Raw genomic sequence first — 17,927 nt, forward strand, 5'->3', positions numbered from 1 at the left:
CATACAAGTTTTATTTTGTTCACAACAGTGAATCAATAACCAATCTTTGCGCACATTACGTCCGCTTAATGTCAATAAATGGGATTCTCCCCCCATTCAACTGATAGGTGAGGTGTTATCTGCTATAGTGAGCGTCATTTCTTGTCTTAGATAAACTAAAGTTATAATAACCATGAAGAAAACAGCTGCGCTTTTCCGTTCTGTAGCCATCTCTGCCACTTTGCTGGCTTCAGCTACTGTTGCTGCATCACCAGCAGTCGTACCTGAAGCTCCACAAATCGCGGCAAAAGGCTATATCCTCGTCGACTATAACTCAGGTAAAATCCTTGCCGGTCATAATGAATATGAAAAATTAGCGCCTGCTAGTTTGACAAAAATGATGACCAGTTACGTTATCGGTCAAGAAATTAAAAACGGTAACATCTCACCAGATGATACTGTTGTTATCAGTAAAAATGCATGGGCGAAAAATTTCCCAGGCTCATCTAAAATGTTCCTTGAGGTCGGTAAAAGCGTAAAAGTTTCTGACTTAAACCGCGGTATTATCGTAGATTCTGGTAACGATGCCTGTGTCGCAATGGCTGAGCACGTTGCTGGCTCTCAAGAGTCTTTTGTTGATTTAATGAATGGCTGGGCTAAAAACCTTGGCATGAAATCAACACACTTTGCTAATGTTCATGGTCTAGATCGCCCAGATCTATACACAACACCTTACGATCTTTCAATTCTAGCGCGCTCACTGATCCGTGATTTGCCAAATGAATTTAAAATCTACGCAGAAAAATCATTTACTTACAACGGTATTACCCAATACAACCGCAATGGTCTGCTTTGGGATAAAAGCATGCACGTTGACGGTCTAAAAACAGGCCATACAGATAACGCAGGTTACAGCCTAGTAAGTACTGCCACTGAAGGTAACATGCGTCTGATCTCAGTTGTGATGGGTACTGCAAGTAAAAATGCTCGCCTTGCTGAAAGTAAGAAGCTGCTTAACTTTGGTTTCCGTTTCTACGAAACACTGTCACCAAACAAAAAAGATCAAACGATTGAAACTGAAAAAGTTTGGATGGGTGACACTGACACAGTAAACCTAGGTGTAGCTGAAAATACTTATGTAACGCTGCCTCGTAGCCAAGCAAAAGATCTGAAAGCAAGTTTTGTGCTAACCAAAGAGTTAAAAGCCCCTATCACTAAAGGTGAAGAGGTAGGTAAATTAACTTATCGTGTTGGCGATCAAGACGTTGCTGAATACCCGCTTGTTGCATTAAACGATGTGAAAGAAGGTAGCCTATTTAGCCGTATGGTCGACTACGTAATGATGCTAGTACAAAGTTGGTTTAAGTAATTTCAACCATCGACTTCATCAACAACTAAGAGGCAACTTCGGTTGCCTCTTTGTTTTCATTACTGAATACAAACATTACCTCCCATATTCTCTATCGTCTTCATCCCCCCCTTGTTTTACAATCACTGACACATTAAGATGCCTGCATTACACTACTATTAGCCATAATAGTAATGATGAAAGACACATTGAAAGCGAACCTTGGAGTTCTATATGCAAGAACAAGAGCAACCAAAACTAAAAGATCTACTGGAATTCCCTTGTATCTTTACTTTTAAAGTAATGGGCGAAAACAAACCAGAATTGCCAGATCGTGTGGTTGAAGTTATTCAGAGTATTATCCCTGGTGATTACACTCCAACAACAAAACCAAGTAGCAAAGGAACATACACTGCTGTTTCTGTTGCTGTAAACGCGACCAATGTTGAACAAATTGAAACCTTATATAAAGATTTAGGTGCAATTGATATTGTTCGCGTAGTGTTATAAGCACTATTTTTCAGGCGGTTATCAATACCGCCTGTCTTCCTCTTTACTCTACCTTTCTTATAATCCTCACTTATTATCCATAACTCCTTCATCAGTCGTTAACATTACATCCGCAACAAGTTTAGGTATAATGCCCCGACCTAGCCTTCTTTATGATTGGCATCTTAATTATTATCTGGGTAGTACATTGCAAACAGCTCTTATTATTAAAAACCTTGGCCGTTGCGATTACCAATCGACGTACGATGCCATGCATGACTTCACCAATAATCGAACTGAAGACTCGGCAGATGAAATCTGGCTGGTCGAACATTCACCTGTTTTCACTCAAGGACAGGCAGGCAAAGTTGAACACTTGCTCAACACAGGCGATATCCCTGTTGTTCAAAGTGACCGTGGCGGTCAAGTAACCTATCATGGTCCTGGACAACAAGTGGCTTATATCTTAATCGACTTGCGCCGTAAAAAATTAGGTGTACGTGAATTAGTTACGCACATCGAAAATACAGTAATCAATACTTTATCCCACTTTGGGATTAGCTCTAACGCTCGCCCTGATGCACCTGGTGTGTATGTTAATAATCAAAAAATATGCTCACTAGGATTACGGATCAGACGTGGGTGCTCTTTTCACGGTCTGGCACTCAATATAAATATGGATCTGGCGCCTTTTCTTCGTATTAACCCTTGCGGATATGCTGGAATGGAAATGACACAAACTGCGTCATTAAATGGCCCAACTGAACTGACGGAAGTTCAGCCTGTACTCGTTGAAGAATTAACTAAATTACTCGATTATCCGAAAATCGAGTGGATGACGGAAAGCAATCAACCATGAGTAAACCAATTAAAATTGAACAAGGCGTCAAATATCGCGATGCCGATAAAATGGCATTGATCCCAGTTCGTAACGTTGCGAATGAAGAAGCGCCAAAAGAAGTATTACGTAAACCTGAATGGATGAAAATCAAGCTGCCGTCTGATAGTAAGCGTATTCAGGAAATAAAATCAGCCCTACGTAAAAACAAGCTTCACTCTGTATGTGAAGAGGCTTCTTGCCCGAATTTAGCAGAATGTTTTAACCACGGTACAGCAACCTTTATGATATTAGGGGCTATTTGTACCCGTCGTTGCCCATTCTGCGACGTGGCTCATGGTCGTCCTCTTCCACCCAATGCAGAAGAGCCCGCGCATCTAGCACAGACAATCGCAGATATGAAGCTACGTTATGTGGTTGTCACCTCTGTTGACCGTGATGATCTACGTGATGGTGGCGCACAACATTTCGTTGACTGTATTACTGAAATTAGAGCAAAAAACCCAAATATTCATATTGAAACGTTAGTGCCTGATTTCCGTGGTCGTATGGATCGCGCACTAGAGATCTTCCGTGATACCGCACCCAATGTTTTTAACCACAACTTAGAAACAGCTCCACGCCTGTACCGTAAAGCTCGCCCAGGAGCTAACTACCAGTGGTCACTGGATTTGCTGAAAAAGTTTAAAGAGCTTCATCCTGATGTACCAACTAAATCAGGTGTGATGATGGGCTTAGGTGAAACTAAAGAAGAAATCATTCAAGTATTAAAAGATCTTCGTGCTCATGGCGTTACCATGCTGACACTAGGCCAATACTTAGCACCAAGCCGCCACCACCTACCGGTTGAGCGTTATGTACCGCCAGAAGAATTTGATGAACTAAAAGAGATCGCTCTCGATCTTGGCTTTACGCACGCGGCATGTGGACCCTTTGTGCGATCGTCGTACCACGCTGATCTACAAGCACAAGGTGTCGAGATTAAATAATATCACTACGTATTATGACGTAAGCTAAAAATTAAACACAAAAAAACCGCTTTAAATAAAGCGGTTTTTTTTATGGCTTAAATAACTAATTATTTTTGGAAACTCGCCGCAAAAGCAGGTGCTGCAGATTCTAAAATTTCACCAGTCACAGGCTTACCATCGTTATCAGTAATATTAATTGACGTACGATTACCAAGATCACCAACTAAAATACGGTACGTATCATCCGTTAGTTTCATCGGTTTAGTCCCTAGCGTTTGCCAGAATTCATCATCAGGCTCACGGTACTTAACATCAATCAAACCTTGTGAACGGTTACGATCTTCAACAGTAAAGCCCAGTTTTTCTAATGCCTTCGGTAAACGTTCCCACATATCGCTATAAGATGCACGAGCAATAAGAACAGGGAAACCACTACGATCCATACCCATTGAAATTGGTACATTTTTCAGCTGCTCAGCCGCTGCTAAACGTGCTTGTTCGCGAATATCTTCATCGTATTTAGACATCACCAAGTTAGTCATCAAAATACTATAACGACGTTTATTATTCGCAGTAACAGGCACCGTTTTACCATCTTCACGCCAATCCGTTAAAATAATACGGTAACTGTTCGTTGCTGGTGATTTCTCAATACTGTAGCGGCTACCTACTTCATGATCTTCGTCTTCATTGGTCCAACTGACCCAATCAGTATCAATACGATCAGCACTTTGTTTAGCAATGCCGATATTATTTTTACTGATCAAATTCTGAGTAACTTGCCATAGTTTAGTTAAATCAGAAGTTCGAGGAAGTTGAACGGTTACACCATCTTGGTCCACGTTAGAGCGCATACCAGGGATCAGATTAAGAACCTGTTGCGGTGGGCGAATATCAACGCTAGCACCAACATCACCAGTAAATGCCTTACTCGGAATCGCGTAACTGGCATTACTAAAAGGCATAGCCCCTGTTGGCAACGTCCATGATTCTAAAGGTTGAGTATCAAGATAGTTAAAATCCTGATTAGCCTGACGACGAGCCTCTGACCCACCTGAACAAGCAGACAAACTGGTTACCATGAATGCAGCTAGTGCTAGTCGATATTTATAATTCATTTATGCTCCTGCGCTCCTACGCTTGTGCAACTTAAAGCACACCGGCATCCAAAAGAGCCTGTTTAACAATCGGTTGCTGTGACTCGCTTAATACAGTTAGCGGTAGTCGTAATTCACCATTATCAATCAAGCCTAACTGATGAGCAGCCCATTTCACTGGAATGGGATTCGCTTCAACAAATAGATGATTGTGTAATGGCATTAAACGCTGATTAATTTCTCGTGCAGCGTCGATTTGGCCACTTAATGCGAGTGTATACATTTGAGCCATATCTGCTGCGGCAATATTTGCCGTAACAGAAATAACACCGTGACCACCTTCAGCGACAAAATCTACAGCTGTAGCGTCATCACCGCTTAATTGGATGAAATCTTCGCCACAAAGTTCCCGTGTTTTTTTCACACGAGATAAATCAGCTGTCGCATCTTTAATACCAATAATATTATCGATTTTAGCTAAACGCGCGACAGTTTCAGGTAATAAGTCTACCGCAGTTCGTCCTGGTACATTGTAAAGAATTTGCGGAATATCTGTCGCTTCAGCAATGGCTTTATAATGTAGGAATAAACCTTCTTGGGTTGGCTTATTATAGTACGGGGTTACACTTAAGCATGCTGCTACACCCGTTCCAGAAAAAAGCTTGGTAATTGTAATGGCTTCATGCGTTGCATTTGCGCCTGTGCCTGCAATAACAGGCACACGTCCATCAACATATTCCAATGTTTTTAAAACAACCTTAATATGCTCATCAACGGTAAGTGTTGCAGATTCGCCCGTAGTACCTACGGCAATAATCGCACTTGTACCTGCGTTAATATGATAATCCACCAGCGTTTTCAAACCGACGTAATCTACTTCGCCGGCTGAATCTAGTGGAGTTAATAGCGCAACCATGCTTCCTTTAAACATGTCCATCCCCCTCTTCTTATATATCCAAACGACTCTCTCATCATTTCCCTGTGGGGCTATATGCAAAAGCAGTTAGGGCATAACTTTGTCATGGTACTTTTGAGTGGCTATAAACTCAAGCAAAGGCTGATTGAAAACAGTGAACTAACAGGCTTTATCGCCTTCTTTCATCACAATTTTGTACTTTGAAACTAAAATATCGATAAACTCAATAATATTTCTACTTTCTTGTTCAAAAAGCAGTCAAATTCAATGTACCTAGCAAGGACTCTTGTCATTAAATTTGGCATCGTATCAATAGCAGTCTGTGCTAACATGCTTAGATTATAATTTAACAATGAAGACCAATATGGAACATTACCTTGTCATCACTGCTGTAGGTACTGATCGCGCAGGTATCTCTGATGAAATCACCCACCTCGTGACTCAATGTGGCTGTAATATTGTAGATAGTCGCATTGCCCTTTTTGGTTCTGAGTTTACCTTGATCATGTTGTTATCTGGCAATAACAATGCAATATCTCGAATTGAGTCAACCTTGCCATTAAAAGGGCAAGAGCATGATCTTATTACCGTTATAAAACGTACAAGTAAACACCAGAAGCGGTTTTTCCCTTATACCGCTGACTTCTATGTTGAAGCCAATGATAGCCCAGGTTTAATTAAGCAATTTACTCACTTTATGGCCAGCCGACACATCGACATTTCAACGCTTAGCGCTAATACCGTTGAAAGCCAAACAGTGGAAACAATGAATCAACTTGTTTTACAAATTAGCACAAATTTACCTGAAGACTGCAACCTGATGACACTGCAAGAGGAATTTGAAACCTTATGCCTGAGTTTATCAGCAAAAGGGGCTGTGAATTTTATTGGTCATAAAAATTAACGAAAGCAAAACAACAAGACTTTCATTATCAGCCTCATGTTCGTTCAACATGCAATGCATCGCGATACGATAACTAAAAGGATATTATATTTATGAATACACTCACAGCAGGCACGCCTGCACCTGATTTTACTCTGAATGACCAAGACAATAACCCTGTAACGCTATCTAAACTGCAGGGAAAGAAGGTACTGCTGTACTTCTACCCACGAGCGTCAACACCTGGCTGTACAGTTCAGGCTCAAGGATTACGTGATACTAAAGCTGAACTAGATGCTCACAATGTTATTGTGCTTGGTGTTAGCCCTGATACCCCCAAAAAGCTGACGAACTTTACCAACAAGCAAGAGCTGAACTTCACTCTACTAGCCGATGAAGAACACGAAGTTTGTGAAAAGTATGGTGTTTGGCAACTTAAGAAGTTCATGGGCAAAGAGAATATGGGTGTTGTAAGAACAAGCTTCCTGATTGATGAGTCTGGCAACCTTGAACATGTGTTCAACAAATTTAAGACCAAAGATCACCACCAAGTGGTACTTGATTATTTAAACCAATGATCGCTAAAGGTTTAATTAGATATAAAAAAGGCCGTTTTCACGGCCTTTTTACTACACTTTTTCTGACACTTCGGAGGATGATAAATTATTATCACTCGCAGGTAGCGCTCCCCACACAGCTTTGACTAATGTCGCTAATGGGATAGCAAAAAATACCCCCCAAAATCCCCATAACCCGCCAAAAACCAACACAGCAACAATGATAGCTACGGGATGTAGATTTACCGCTTCAGAGAATAAAATCGGAACTAACACATTGCCATCTAACATTTGAATAATGCCATACGCAACTAACAGCCACCAAAAATCAGGTGTCCAACCCCACTGGAATAATCCAACCATAGCAACGGGAACCGTAACTGCAGCAGCTCCAATGTAAGGAATAAGAACAGAAAGCCCTACTAATACACTTAATAACACGGCATAACGTAAATCCATTACTTCAAATGTGACATAACTTACAATGCCAACAATAATAATTTCAGTCACTTTACCGCGAATATAATTAGAGATCTGCTGATTCATTTCGCTGCCAACTTTACTGGCTAAACGACGGTTTTGAGGCAAAACGTTTAATAACGTACGCAACATTTCGTCTTTATCTTTAAGTAAAAAGAATACGAGTAATGGCACTAAGATCAGGTATACCCCTAACGTTGCTAAGCTGACTAATGAAGCCAATGAACCTTTTACAACACTTTCGCCAAGCCCTAGCACCTTCTCACGCAGAGTATTCATGAAATCAACCACTTGAGCTGGTTGAACAAAATCAGGATAGCGTTCTGGTAAGCTAGATACATAGATTTGAAGGTCGTTAAACATCTTCGGCACATCAGCACTTAAATTGGTAATTTGATGCCAAATCGTCGGCACTAAACCAAAGAGAGCAAGCACCATTAAGCCAGCAAAAACCAATAATACAATAGCGACTGACAGTGTTCTTGGCATCCCAAGCTTATTTAACCTTGCTACAGGCCATTCTAATAAGTAAGCCAAAACAATGGCGACTAATAACGGCGTAATTAAACTGCCAAAAAAGTAAATAGTCAGAAAGCCGCCGAGAAGAATAACAACAAGGCTTACAGCGTGGGGGTCTGAAAATCGACGCTGATACCAGCGGTTTAGCATGTATAACATGTTGAGCTCTATCCTTTTTTCACCATCATGATCAGTTGAGTATTATCATCAACTAAGATATCGGTAATATATCCATTATTATGCAAGAAACGAGGGATATCACTTCTTGCGCCGCTGTCTGAAATTCGTATTTCTAACCCTTGATTGGGAAGAAGTGTTGCGCATGCGCGTTTAGCTAACAATAAAGCCAGCGGACAACGTTGGGCCATTAGATCAAGCGATATAATTTCCATTTCATTTAAGTGACAGGTATTTTGTATTGCCGTATTGTAACCTCAGCACATATAAGATGCGAGATAGAGAAAGGACATGAATCACATTAACGAACCTCTAAAGTATTTCGTTGTCCTAACTAACTAGATATTAACGATAACTCAATAAGGAGGTTGTATCATTCCCATGTTTCGATTTGCCAAAGCACCAACCTATCTTTTGCTTTCTGCTCTTATTAGTAGCAGTATTCCAGCCATTGCTAGTGATGATAATCGCTTACCTGAAATGGGAACGACAGCCTCTTCTACGTTAACGATTGATAAAGAACGTGAATATGGCGATGCATATATGCGTATGCTAAGCGCCAGCCAGCCTGTTATTAACGATCCTTTACTCTCAAATTATGTTCAAGCTTTGGGTCATAAACTGGTCGCCAGTGCTGAAGATGTCCGAACGCCATTTCATTTCTTTTTGATCCAAAATCCTGAAATTAATGCTTTTGCTTTTTTTGGTGGCTATGTTGCTATCCACTCAGGGCTATTTCTCCATGCCGAAACAGAAAGTGAACTCGCCTCTGTTATGGCGCATGAAATTGCCCATGTCACCCAAAGACACCTTGCGCGAAGAATGGAAGCAGAGGCCAGAAATTCGCCTATCACGATGGCTGCACTGATTGGCTCACTGTTATTAACAATCGCAGCTCCTGAAGCAGGTTTAGCAGCTATGCATGCTACTACGGCCGTAGGGATACAAGGACAAATTAACTTTACGCGCAGTAATGAAAAAGAAGCAGACAGAATTGGTATTACCACCCTCGCAAAAGCAGGGTTTGATGCTCATGCGATGCCGCGTTTTTTTGGTCGTTTAGCCGATCAATATCGCTATACGTCAAAATTACCCGCGATGTTGTTGACCCACCCATTACCCGAATCACGGGTCGCTGATAGCCGTATGCGCGCAAGAAAGTATCCGCTTGTACGTTTACCTCCCTCTGAAGACTATTTACTCGCTCGATCTCGCATCGTTGCTCGTAATGCAGGCTTGAGTGATACCTCTGCGCTTAATTGGCTTAATCGTGAATTAAAAAAAGTGCCGCCAAACCGCCGTAAAGAACTTAATTACGGTAAGGCACTCATTTATCTCGATAATGGTAAATACCAATTAGCACATCAAATACTCGATCCATTATTGGCAGGAGAACCCAATAATTTATTTTTTATTGATGCAGCAACCGATCTTGATCTCAACCAAAAGCACTTTGATCGTGCAATCACTCGCTTAACTAATGCGCTTAAAACCAGCCCTGAAAGTAATGTGTTGCGCTTAAACTTAGCCAATATTTATCTTGAATCGGGGCAATATCAAAAGAGTATTCAAATTTTGAATCGTTACTCTTACGATCATCCTAATGATATTAATGCTTGGACATTATTAGCACAAAACTATGCCAAAATTGGTGATCGTAGTGCAGAACTTGCAGCTCTTGGAGAGCTGTTAGCCTTGCGAGCTCAGTGGGATAAAGCCATTAATAATTATACTCAAGCCGCACAAATGGCAGAGCTAGGATCAATGAATCAAGCGCGTTATGACGCACGCATTGATCAACTTCGTTTCCAACGTCAGAAATTCAAAGCATTACAATAACGTATTGATTAATTTTAATTTATTGTAGATTATCACCAATAAATCAATACCAATAAAATACGCTGCTAGTGCAGTCAGTTAGGAGATGTCATGTCAGTCACTATTTATCATAATCCTCGTTGTTCTAAAAGCCGTGAAACATTAGCGTTATTAGAAGAAAAAGGGATCACACCGACTATCGTTAAATACCTAGAACAAACACCAAGCGTAGCAGAATTAGAAACGTTATACCGCCAACTGGGTTTTGACTCTGTACGTAAAATGATGCGTACTAAAGAAGCGGATTATAAAGCACTTGAGCTCGGTAATAATGACGTATCTGATAATGCACTTTTTACTGCAATGTCCACACATCCAAAACTAATAGAACGTCCAATTGTCGTGCATGGTGAAAAAGCTGCATTGGGTCGTCCACCAGAGCAAGTATTGGATATTTTATAATGCATAAAATCTTAGTTCTTTATTACAGCCGTCATGGCAATACACGTCAGTTAGCACGGCATATTGGTCGCGGTATTGAACAAGTATCGGGTTGTGAAGCAGTGCTAAGAACGGTTGCTGAAATCGAAAAAAATGATCTTCAGCAATCTAACCTTGATCCAATCGTCAGTCATAGCGATCTGAAACAATGCATTGGTTTAGCGATGGGAAGCCCTGTTCGGTTTGGTAATATGGCTGCGCCATTAAAACACTTTATTGATAGCACGAGCCAAGAATGGTTATCAGGTACACTAATCGATAAACCTGCCTGCGTATTTACCTCATCATCTTCAATGCATGGCGGGCAAGAAACAACCTTACAATCGATGATGCTGCCGTTACTACACCACGGAATGCTAATTGTTGGGATCCCCTATTCCGAACCCACTTTGCATGCAACGCAACATGGAGGTACTCCCTATGGAGCTTCACACCTCAACAATGGTACTAATAAGCAACTCCATAGTGATGAAATTGAACTTGCACACGCTCTCGGTAAGCGGCTTGCATTAACCGCTATTCAACTTCAGCATTAATTCATTATGGCTAACGAAAAGGATTATTCGATGCCCCCAATGCAACTTCGAACACAGTATATTCACCGTTTTGCCGTTTGCGCTAATTTAACCCTAATGCTATGGGTCGCGTTATGGCAAATTACCCTCTCTCCTCACCCTCACTTAAATAACTGGGTAATGGCTGTTGTTTGGATCATACCTTTACTACTGCCATTGCGTGGGATGTTAGCGGCTAAGCCTTATACTTATGCATGGTCTAACTTCATTTTGATGTTTTATTTTCTACATGCTCTGACGTTACTCACTATTGATGAAGGTGAACGTTGGTTAGCTGGTGTAGAGCTACTACTCGTCACCATTGCATTTCTTAGTAACATCCTTTTTGCTCGTGTAAGAGCCAAAGAATTAGGTATAAAACTCCAGCGCTTATCGCAAGTAGAGCGCCAAGAACGCGAGCGTTTTGAGCCACCTAAAGATTGAACTAATAGCTCGTTCTCTAATAATAAGATATTAAAAAAAAGCCCTCATCGTGAGGGCTTAATTATTGCTATTAACAACGAATTTTAGTTATGCCATGTATACATATCATCAGGTGCCACATAATTTTCGGGTTGCGTTTGTGGTTGTGGTTGCGTAGCAGTGACATCTATCGCATTAGGATCACTACTTACATCAGTCTTTGGTCTTGTTGTTGCGCTGGTATTAGTAACAGCATAATCATCAGCACTAATACGCGTATCATGACTCAACTCTCGCTTAAACTCAGTATCAGGTGCTGATAAATTCATGCGGAAAATAACCTTATCACCTTTAATATTTACTGCATTAGCACTGCTAACCGTCGTCATCTGATTAAGCATACGTTCAAGCGTAAAGAAATCTTCTGTTGAATTAACATTTCCAACTTCAATATTAACACTACCTGATGCTGCACCACCTAATGCAACGGCATACTTCTGCGCTAATTGGTTCGCTACTTGGCTCATCATATCGCGACTGGCTTGTGCCAATGTACCACTCGCCTTTCCAGTCATAGGCTGAGTATCTGCAGCAATAGTGCTTGGCTGCTGAGCATATAACTGCCATGTTAATTCAACCTTATCTGTACCTTGCTGGTGAGCTTTAACTAACAATAAACCACCCGCATTATAACGTTGACTTCCGCTAGTGATGGGATCAATAAAACTCCCCCAAAGGTCAGATACATGTACCGCTGTAACATCGTTAAAATCACCCACAGGAAAAGTAACGGGTAGACCACGATCATTTGCCGCTTGTTTTGTATCAGCTACAAGTGCATTGGTTGATTGATCCCATAAAATATCTCGGCTATTACCGTTATCATCAACCATCCAAACGAGAATATTAGGACGTTGAGCACTCCAAAAATTCGCTTTCGCTTGTGTTAATAACTGCTTAATTTGTACCTGATCAAACGTTAAATCTAGCGTCTTCTGTCCATTATCTTGGCCATAACCAAACTGGCTGACGTAATTTGAACTGTTCGCTATCGCCTGTGCTACAACACTATTTTTATTAATGTTCGGATTACCTGTCACTTTCACTAATACTTGCTTAAAACCTTGCTCTCTTGCTGCTTGATCAGGGTTTTGTCCATCAACAGGCATGACTACTTGAGCCTGATATAAATCAGTGACTGTAGCGGCTTTAATAGGTAAAGCCAGTAAAGCTAAAAATAACAACGCAAATCGCAACATATCGCACTCGTAATTTACAAAAATAAACCGTCAAAAAATACAGAGATAATCAAAGAAAACCAGTGATTCATTGATTCTCTGTATAGTCACATAGACCAACATTAATTTGTTTTACAATATGTACTTTTTCCTGAACCAAAACAATACAACAAGCAAGAAACAAACCATTTATTGAAAAACATTATTTAGTGACAAATATTGACGCTTAAAAAATAGCGATATTTTTCTCTTATTCCATCTAGGTAAACGTTTGCTTTGTGTGATAGGATTGCGCGATTTTTTTTCGACACGGTAATTTTGAGTATGATGCAGGTATTACAAGGCGCCCAAATGTTATTTGTCGCATTTGGCGCACTCGTTCTGGTTCCGCTACTTACAGGACTCGATCCTAGCGTAGCTCTATTTGGTGCTGGTGTAGGAACCCTTCTTTTCCAACTTGTCACAAAACGTTCTGTTCCTATCTTCCTTGCATCCTCTTTCGCTTTCATTGCGCCGATTATGTACGGCATCCAAGCTTGGGGCGTAGCAAGCACCATGGGCGGCTTAATGATGGCTGGTATCGTCTACGTTATTATGGGTGTAGTCATCAAAATACGTGGGGTCGGCTTTATTCATAAGATCCTTCCCCCTGTTGTTGTTGGTCCTGTAATTATGGTAATTGGCTTAGGTTTAGCACCCGCAGCCGTCAATATGGCAGTAGGTAAAACGGGGGATGGTGGCGTACAGTTGATTGCTCACGATACCGCACTATGGATTTCAGCCATTTCATTAATCGTCACGATTGGTTTAAGTGTATTTGCCAAAGGCATGTTAAAGCTGGTTCCGATTGTGGGTGGTATCACTGCTGGTTACATTACAAGTCTTGCCTTTGGAGTTGTTGATTTTACACCTGTTCATAGCGCAAGTTGGTTAGCCCTTCCTAACTTTACTTTTCCTGAATTTAATATCAATGCCGTACTATTTATGATCCCTGTTGCGATAGCCCCTGCAGTCGAACACGTTGGCGATATGCTAGCGATCTCGAACGTTACAGGAAAAGATTACCTGAAAAAACCAGGTCTACACCGAACGATGGCGGGTGATGGTATTGCGACGATTGCCGCATCTCTTGTTGGCGCTCCACCAAATACGACTTACTCAGAAGTAACGGGGGCGGTAATGTTAACGAAAGCCTTTAACCCTGTGATCATGACATGGGCGGCAATTACTGCATTAGTATTAGCGTTTGTTGGTAAATTAGGCGCAATGCTACAAACCATCCCTGTACCTGTAATGGGCGGGATCATGATCTTACTATTTGGCTCTATTGCCACAGTTGGCTTAAATACGCTGATCAAAAACCAAGTCGATTTACACAAAGCCCGTAACCTTGTGATTGTTGCGGTAACGCTGGTATTTGGTATTGGTGGGATGGCATTTGGTATTGGTGAGTTCAGCCTACAAGGTGTGAGCTTATGCGGTATTGTCGCGATTGTTCTTAACCTGATTTTGCCACATGATCTTGGTGAGAATAATGTGGTAGATAATGCTCAAATTGAAGATACCGAGCACTTATAATTGCTATCTTAACGTTTAGAACTTTTCAGAAATAAAAAACCGGACATAATGTCCGGTTTTTATATTATTCGAATCACTAATTACTTAGTACCGAAAATCTTATCACCAGCATCACCTAAACCAGGGACGATATAACCTTTATCGTTTAGCTTCTCATCAATTGCAGCTGTGTACAGCTCAACATCTGGGTGTGCTTTTTCTAATGCAGCAATACCTTCAGGTGCTGCTACTAATACTAGTACTTTAAATTGCGTACAACCGTGCTCTTTTAACAGATCCAGTGTTGCAATCATAGAACCACCTGTGGCTAGCATTGGGTCAACAACAAGTGCAATACGCTCATCAATATTTGATGCTAACTTGTTGAAGTATGGTACTGGCTCAAGCGTTTCTTCATCACGGTAGATACCAACAACACTGATACGTGCACTTGGCATATGCTCAAGTACACCATCCATCATGCCAAGACCGGCACGAAGAATAGGCACTACAGTTACTTTTTTACCTTTGATCTGGTCTATTTCTACTGGACCATTCCAACCTTCAATCGTAACTTTTTCTGTCTCGAAGTCTGAAGTCGCTTCATATGTCAGTAGGCTACCAACCTCAGTTGCTAACTCACGGAAACGCTTAGTGCTGATGTCACCTTCGCGCATAAGACCAATCTTATGTTTAACCAGTGGGTGTTTTACCTCAACGACTTTCATCTCTGACTCCTGAGCAAATAAAAAATAAAATCGCATCATTATATACTAAGCCAAACGATTGCAGATAGTAGTAAACGTTTAACTGTTTACTTAATATCCAGCTAAAAAAATTGACGCAAACGTTTTCCTTTAGGCGGTGACTGCTGTTATCATGTATTCGCTTTTTTACTTTAATACGTTGAGGGATCATCTGTGAGCGACAAAAACTCTTCTCTTAGTTACAAAGATGCTGGTGTTGATATCGATGCCGGTAATGCATTAGTAGACCGTATTAAAGGGGTGGTAAAACGTACTCATCGCCCAGAAGTTATGGGGGGAATTGGTGGTTTTGGTGCACTTTGTTCACTACCGACCAAATATAAAGAGCCAGTTTTAGTTTCAGGCACGGATGGTGTAGGAACTAAACTTCGCTTGGCTATGGATTTAAATCAACACGATTCAATCGGTATCGATCTGGTTGCTATGTGTGTTAACGATCTTATTGTTCAAGGTGCTGAACCTCTGTTTTTCCTTGATTACTACGCAACGGGTAAATTAGATATTGATACAGCAGCAAGTGTTGTAACAGGTATTGGCGAAGGCTGTATCCAATCAGGTTGTGCTCTAATTGGTGGTGAAACCGCTGAAATGCCGGGTATGTACCACGGTGAAGATTACGACGTAGCTGGTTTCTGCGTTGGTGTTGTTGAAAAAGCAGATATCATCGATGGTTCAAAAGTGACTGCTGGTGATGCACTTATCGCTGTAGGTTCAAGTGGCCCACATTCAAACGGTTACTCATTAGTGCGTAAAATCATTGAAGTATCCAATGCCGATTTGAATGAAGAATTAGAAGGTAAAACACTTTCTGATCATCTATTAACACCCACTAAAATTTACGTTAAATCAACGCTAAAAATGATGGAAAGCTGTGACGTACATGCTATTTCACACATTACAGGCGGTGGTTTCTGGGAGAATATCCCTCGTGTACTTCCAAAAGGCACAAAAGCGGTTGTAAATGGTGCGAGCTGGCAATGGCCTGCAATTTTCAACTGGCTACAAACTGCAGGAAATGTAGAAACTTACGAAATGTACCGTACGTTTAACTGTGGTGTTGGCCTTGTGATTGCCCTTCCACAGGATCAAGCACAACAAGCCATTGATATCCTAAATGCTGAAGGCGAAAACGCATGGCTGCTAGGTGAAATTGCAAACGCTGCTGATAACGAAGAGCAAGTCGAGATCAAATAACTCTCCACTGTGCTAACTCGTAAAAAGAATGAGGACGCTATGTCCTCATTCTGCTATCTACATACCGATAACCTTTCAATAAATGGTAGTACCAAATATGAAAAATATCGTCGTCCTTATTTCAGGTAGCGGAAGTAATCTTCAAGCGATTATCGATGCATGCCGCAGTGGTACAATTAAAAATAGCCAAATCACCGCGGTGATCTCAAATAAAGAAAATGCTTATGGGTTAGAGCGTGCACGTAACGCTAACATTGAAGCGGTACATATAGCACCAAATCAATATACTGACCGTGAAAAATATGATGAGGCATTAGCGGATTGTATTGAACAGTTCCAACCCGATGTGGTTATTTTAGCCGGATTTATGCGAATTTTAAGTGCTGACTTTGTTCGTCGCTTTAAAGGAAAGATGCTAAATATCCATCCATCACTTCTTCCTAAATACCCCGGCTTAAATACCCATCAACGGGCGATGGATGCTGGCGATAACGAACATGGAACCAGTGTCCACTTCGTCACTGAAGAACTGGATGGTGGCCCTGTTATTTTACAAGCCAGAGTGCCTATTTTTGCCAATGACACCGTCGAAGAAGTAACAGCTCGCGTTCAAAAGCAAGAACATGCTATTTACCCACTTGTAACTCAATGGTTAGTGGAAAATCGTTTGGTCATGAGTCGTGACGGCAAAGCCATCCTCGATGGTATTGAACTCCCCACTCAAGGGTATGCAGCACAATAAAAAAGGCGATCGTTAGATCGCCTTTTTGCTATTACTGATAATACCGCTTCAATACTAACAGAAAATAACCATTATTCAGTTTTATCTTCAGCCACTAACTGGTTGAATACTGGCTCACCAAAATGGAACACAATAAATTCCCCTGTTGCCATTTTGTGCCAATTTTCATCATTGGTTAATGGTTGAGTAGCTATAACCGTTACCACGTCATCTGGGGTTGTTTCTTGTTGAAAATCAATCGTGACATCTTCATCAATTAACGATGCTTGACCAAATGGTGCACGACGCGTGATCCAATGTAAATTATTAGTACAGTAGGTAAGTACGTACTCACCATTACTTAATAACATATTGTAAACACCAAGCTGACGTAAGTGCTCACAACACTGAGCAAAGTAACTAAATACTGGGTTTAAATCGTCCGGTAATTTTGGAAACTTCGACTCAAGTTGATTGAGCAGCCAACAGAAGGCAATTTCACTGTCGGTATCACCCACCGCTTTATGTCTACCCGTTTCCAAACTCTCATAGCCCGTTAGCTGACCATTATGAGCAAACGTCCAATAGTTTCCCCACAACTCACGAGTAAATGGATGGGTGTTTTCTAAGTTCACTCCACCACGGTTCGCTTGCCGAATATGGCTCACCACTGCCCGACTTTTTATCGGATATTGTTGTACCAATTCAGCAATACGAGACTGACAGCTTGGATTCGGATCTTTAAAGGTTCGGAACCCCTTACCTTCATAAAACGTAATGCCCCAACCATCACGATGAGGGCCAGTGTTCCCCCCTCGCTGCATTAATCCAGTGAAACTAAAGCAAATATCTGTTGGCACATTTGCGCTCATGCCTAGCAATTCACACATATTCCTTTAT

General features: G+C 41.2%; 20 protein-coding genes. 13 read left to right on the forward strand and 7 right to left on the reverse strand.

Annotated elements, in window-relative coordinates; all coding sequences use genetic code 11:
- Positions 1–172: 172 nt before the first annotated feature.
- From I3259_RS13100 to lipA, 4 genes are all read left to right on the forward strand, one after another.
- Positions 173–1,348, forward strand: a complete 1,176-nt coding sequence (locus I3259_RS13100) for a serine hydrolase (protein WP_238030028.1) — start codon at positions 173–175, stop codon at positions 1,346–1,348.
- A gap of 213 nt (positions 1,349–1,561) precedes the next feature.
- A complete protein-coding gene (gene ybeD, locus I3259_RS13105) occupies positions 1,562–1,837 on the forward strand; it encodes a DUF493 family protein YbeD (protein WP_238030029.1) in 276 nt (91 codons plus the stop codon).
- A gap of 187 nt (positions 1,838–2,024) precedes the next feature.
- A complete protein-coding gene (lipB, locus tag I3259_RS13110; protein WP_238030030.1) occupies positions 2,025–2,675 on the forward strand; it encodes a lipoyl(octanoyl) transferase LipB in 651 nt (216 codons plus the stop codon).
- Positions 2,672–3,643, forward strand: coding sequence for a lipoyl synthase (gene lipA / locus I3259_RS13115; protein WP_238030031.1), 972 nt, complete (start codon positions 2,672–2,674; stop codon positions 3,641–3,643). Before lipB ends, lipA begins: the two co-directional genes overlap by 4 nt.
- Before the next feature lie 89 nt (positions 3,644–3,732).
- Here the strand turns inward: lipA and bamC are convergent, their stop codons facing one another.
- Both bamC and dapA read right to left on the reverse strand, forming a co-directional pair.
- On the reverse strand, positions 3,733–4,743 hold the full coding sequence (gene bamC, locus I3259_RS13120) for an outer membrane protein assembly factor BamC (protein ID WP_238030032.1): 1,011 nt from the start codon (positions 4,741–4,743) through the stop codon (positions 3,733–3,735).
- 31 nt (positions 4,744–4,774) lie between these two features.
- Positions 4,775–5,653 carry a 4-hydroxy-tetrahydrodipicolinate synthase gene (gene dapA / locus I3259_RS13125; RefSeq protein WP_238030057.1) on the reverse strand — a complete coding sequence of 293 codons (879 nt, stop codon included), beginning with the start codon at positions 5,651–5,653 and terminating at the stop codon, positions 4,775–4,777.
- Between the two features lie 349 nt (positions 5,654–6,002).
- Between dapA and I3259_RS13130 the strand changes: the two genes are divergently transcribed.
- Entirely contained in the window at positions 6,003–6,542 is a 540-nt protein-coding gene (locus I3259_RS13130; RefSeq protein ID WP_238030033.1) for a glycine cleavage system protein R, read from the forward strand.
- Between the two features lie 92 nt (positions 6,543–6,634).
- The gene (gene bcp / locus I3259_RS13135; RefSeq protein WP_238030034.1) at positions 6,635–7,099 is read left to right on the forward strand and encodes a thioredoxin-dependent thiol peroxidase; all 465 of its coding nucleotides are present in this window, start codon (positions 6,635–6,637) and stop codon (positions 7,097–7,099) included.
- 51 nt (positions 7,100–7,150) lie between these two features.
- Here bcp and I3259_RS13140 read toward each other — a convergent pair whose 3' ends face one another.
- A complete protein-coding gene (locus I3259_RS13140; RefSeq protein ID WP_238030035.1) occupies positions 7,151–8,236 on the reverse strand; it encodes an AI-2E family transporter in 1,086 nt (361 codons plus the stop codon).
- 8 nt (positions 8,237–8,244) lie between these two features.
- Positions 8,245–8,469 carry a sulfurtransferase TusA family protein gene (locus I3259_RS13145; protein WP_238030036.1) on the reverse strand — a complete coding sequence of 75 codons (225 nt, stop codon included), beginning with the start codon at positions 8,467–8,469 and terminating at the stop codon, positions 8,245–8,247.
- Positions 8,470–8,635: 166 nt separating this feature from the next.
- Here I3259_RS13145 and I3259_RS13150 point away from each other — a divergent pair, with 166 nt between their 5' ends.
- The 4 genes from I3259_RS13150 to I3259_RS13165 all read left to right on the forward strand — a co-directional run bounded on the left by I3259_RS13150 (position 8,636) and on the right by I3259_RS13165 (position 11,571).
- Positions 8,636–10,093: a M48 family metalloprotease gene (locus tag I3259_RS13150; RefSeq protein ID WP_238030037.1), complete on the forward strand. Its 1,458-nt coding sequence runs from the start codon at positions 8,636–8,638 to the stop codon at positions 10,091–10,093.
- A 90-nt stretch (positions 10,094–10,183) separates the two neighbouring features.
- Positions 10,184–10,534: an arsenate reductase (glutaredoxin) gene (arsC, locus tag I3259_RS13155; RefSeq protein WP_238030038.1), complete on the forward strand. Its 351-nt coding sequence runs from the start codon at positions 10,184–10,186 to the stop codon at positions 10,532–10,534.
- Positions 10,534–11,109: an NAD(P)H:quinone oxidoreductase gene (gene wrbA, locus I3259_RS13160; RefSeq protein WP_238030039.1), complete on the forward strand. Its 576-nt coding sequence runs from the start codon at positions 10,534–10,536 to the stop codon at positions 11,107–11,109. The genes arsC and wrbA overlap by 1 nt, the downstream gene beginning before the upstream one ends.
- A gap of 30 nt (positions 11,110–11,139) precedes the next feature.
- Positions 11,140–11,571 (forward strand): DUF2069 domain-containing protein, encoded by a 432-nt coding sequence (locus tag I3259_RS13165; RefSeq protein WP_238030040.1) that lies wholly within the window; start codon positions 11,140–11,142, stop codon positions 11,569–11,571.
- Between the two features lie 83 nt (positions 11,572–11,654).
- Here I3259_RS13165 and I3259_RS13170 read toward each other — a convergent pair whose 3' ends face one another.
- Complete coding sequence (locus I3259_RS13170; RefSeq protein ID WP_238030041.1) at positions 11,655–12,809, reverse strand: DUF2066 domain-containing protein; 1,155 nt, start codon at positions 12,807–12,809, stop codon at positions 11,655–11,657.
- A 303-nt stretch (positions 12,810–13,112) separates the two neighbouring features.
- Between I3259_RS13170 and I3259_RS13175 the strand changes: the two genes are divergently transcribed.
- Entirely contained in the window at positions 13,113–14,366 is a 1,254-nt protein-coding gene (locus I3259_RS13175) for a uracil-xanthine permease family protein (protein WP_238030042.1), read from the forward strand.
- Positions 14,367–14,446: 80 nt separating this feature from the next.
- Here the strand turns inward: I3259_RS13175 and upp are convergent, their stop codons facing one another.
- Complete coding sequence (upp, locus tag I3259_RS13180) at positions 14,447–15,073, reverse strand: uracil phosphoribosyltransferase (protein ID WP_045129097.1); 627 nt, start codon at positions 15,071–15,073, stop codon at positions 14,447–14,449.
- 192 nt (positions 15,074–15,265) lie between these two features.
- Here upp and purM point away from each other — a divergent pair, with 192 nt between their 5' ends.
- Together purM and purN are read left to right on the forward strand one after the other, a co-directional pair.
- A complete protein-coding gene (gene purM, locus I3259_RS13185; protein ID WP_238030043.1) occupies positions 15,266–16,306 on the forward strand; it encodes a phosphoribosylformylglycinamidine cyclo-ligase in 1,041 nt (346 codons plus the stop codon).
- A 97-nt stretch (positions 16,307–16,403) separates the two neighbouring features.
- Entirely contained in the window at positions 16,404–17,048 is a 645-nt protein-coding gene (gene purN, locus I3259_RS13190) for a phosphoribosylglycinamide formyltransferase (RefSeq protein WP_238030044.1), read from the forward strand.
- 71 nt (positions 17,049–17,119) lie between these two features.
- Here the strand turns inward: purN and I3259_RS13195 are convergent, their stop codons facing one another.
- Entirely contained in the window at positions 17,120–17,917 is a 798-nt protein-coding gene (locus tag I3259_RS13195) for a class II glutamine amidotransferase (RefSeq protein ID WP_238030045.1), read from the reverse strand.
- Positions 17,918–17,927: the final 10 nt, after the last annotated feature.

It is taken from the genome of Photobacterium sp. Ph5 (genome assembly GCF_022129445.1).
Taxonomy (GTDB): domain Bacteria; phylum Pseudomonadota; class Gammaproteobacteria; order Enterobacterales; family Vibrionaceae; genus Photobacterium.

Coding starts and splice junctions, on each gene's coding strand:
- arsC (WP_238030038.1), top strand. CDS start 10,184: ATGTCAGTCACTATTTATCATAATCCTCGTTGTTCTAAAAGCCGTGAA.
- I3259_RS13195 (WP_238030045.1), bottom strand. CDS start 17,917: ATGTGTGAATTGCTAGGCATGAGCGCAAATGTGCCAACAGATATTTGC.
- I3259_RS13170 (WP_238030041.1), bottom strand. CDS start 12,809: ATGTTGCGATTTGCGTTGTTATTTTTAGCTTTACTGGCTTTACCTATT.
- I3259_RS13150 (WP_238030037.1), top strand. CDS start 8,636: ATGTTTCGATTTGCCAAAGCACCAACCTATCTTTTGCTTTCTGCTCTT.
- I3259_RS13145 (WP_238030036.1), bottom strand. CDS start 8,469: ATGGAAATTATATCGCTTGATCTAATGGCCCAACGTTGTCCGCTGGCT.
- bcp (WP_238030034.1), top strand. CDS start 6,635: ATGAATACACTCACAGCAGGCACGCCTGCACCTGATTTTACTCTGAAT.
- I3259_RS13130 (WP_238030033.1), top strand. CDS start 6,003: ATGGAACATTACCTTGTCATCACTGCTGTAGGTACTGATCGCGCAGGT.
- purN (WP_238030044.1), top strand. CDS start 16,404: ATGAAAAATATCGTCGTCCTTATTTCAGGTAGCGGAAGTAATCTTCAA.
- I3259_RS13175 (WP_238030042.1), top strand. CDS start 13,113: ATGATGCAGGTATTACAAGGCGCCCAAATGTTATTTGTCGCATTTGGC.
- bamC (WP_238030032.1), bottom strand. CDS start 4,743: ATGAATTATAAATATCGACTAGCACTAGCTGCATTCATGGTAACCAGT.
- I3259_RS13165 (WP_238030040.1), top strand. CDS start 11,140: ATGCCCCCAATGCAACTTCGAACACAGTATATTCACCGTTTTGCCGTT.
- lipA (WP_238030031.1), top strand. CDS start 2,672: ATGAGTAAACCAATTAAAATTGAACAAGGCGTCAAATATCGCGATGCC.
- dapA (WP_238030057.1), bottom strand. CDS start 5,653: ATGTTTAAAGGAAGCATGGTTGCGCTATTAACTCCACTAGATTCAGCC.
- I3259_RS13140 (WP_238030035.1), bottom strand. CDS start 8,236: ATGTTATACATGCTAAACCGCTGGTATCAGCGTCGATTTTCAGACCCC.
- wrbA (WP_238030039.1), top strand. CDS start 10,534: ATGCATAAAATCTTAGTTCTTTATTACAGCCGTCATGGCAATACACGT.
- upp (WP_045129097.1), bottom strand. CDS start 15,073: ATGAAAGTCGTTGAGGTAAAACACCCACTGGTTAAACATAAGATTGGT.
- I3259_RS13100 (WP_238030028.1), top strand. CDS start 173: ATGAAGAAAACAGCTGCGCTTTTCCGTTCTGTAGCCATCTCTGCCACT.
- ybeD (WP_238030029.1), top strand. CDS start 1,562: ATGCAAGAACAAGAGCAACCAAAACTAAAAGATCTACTGGAATTCCCT.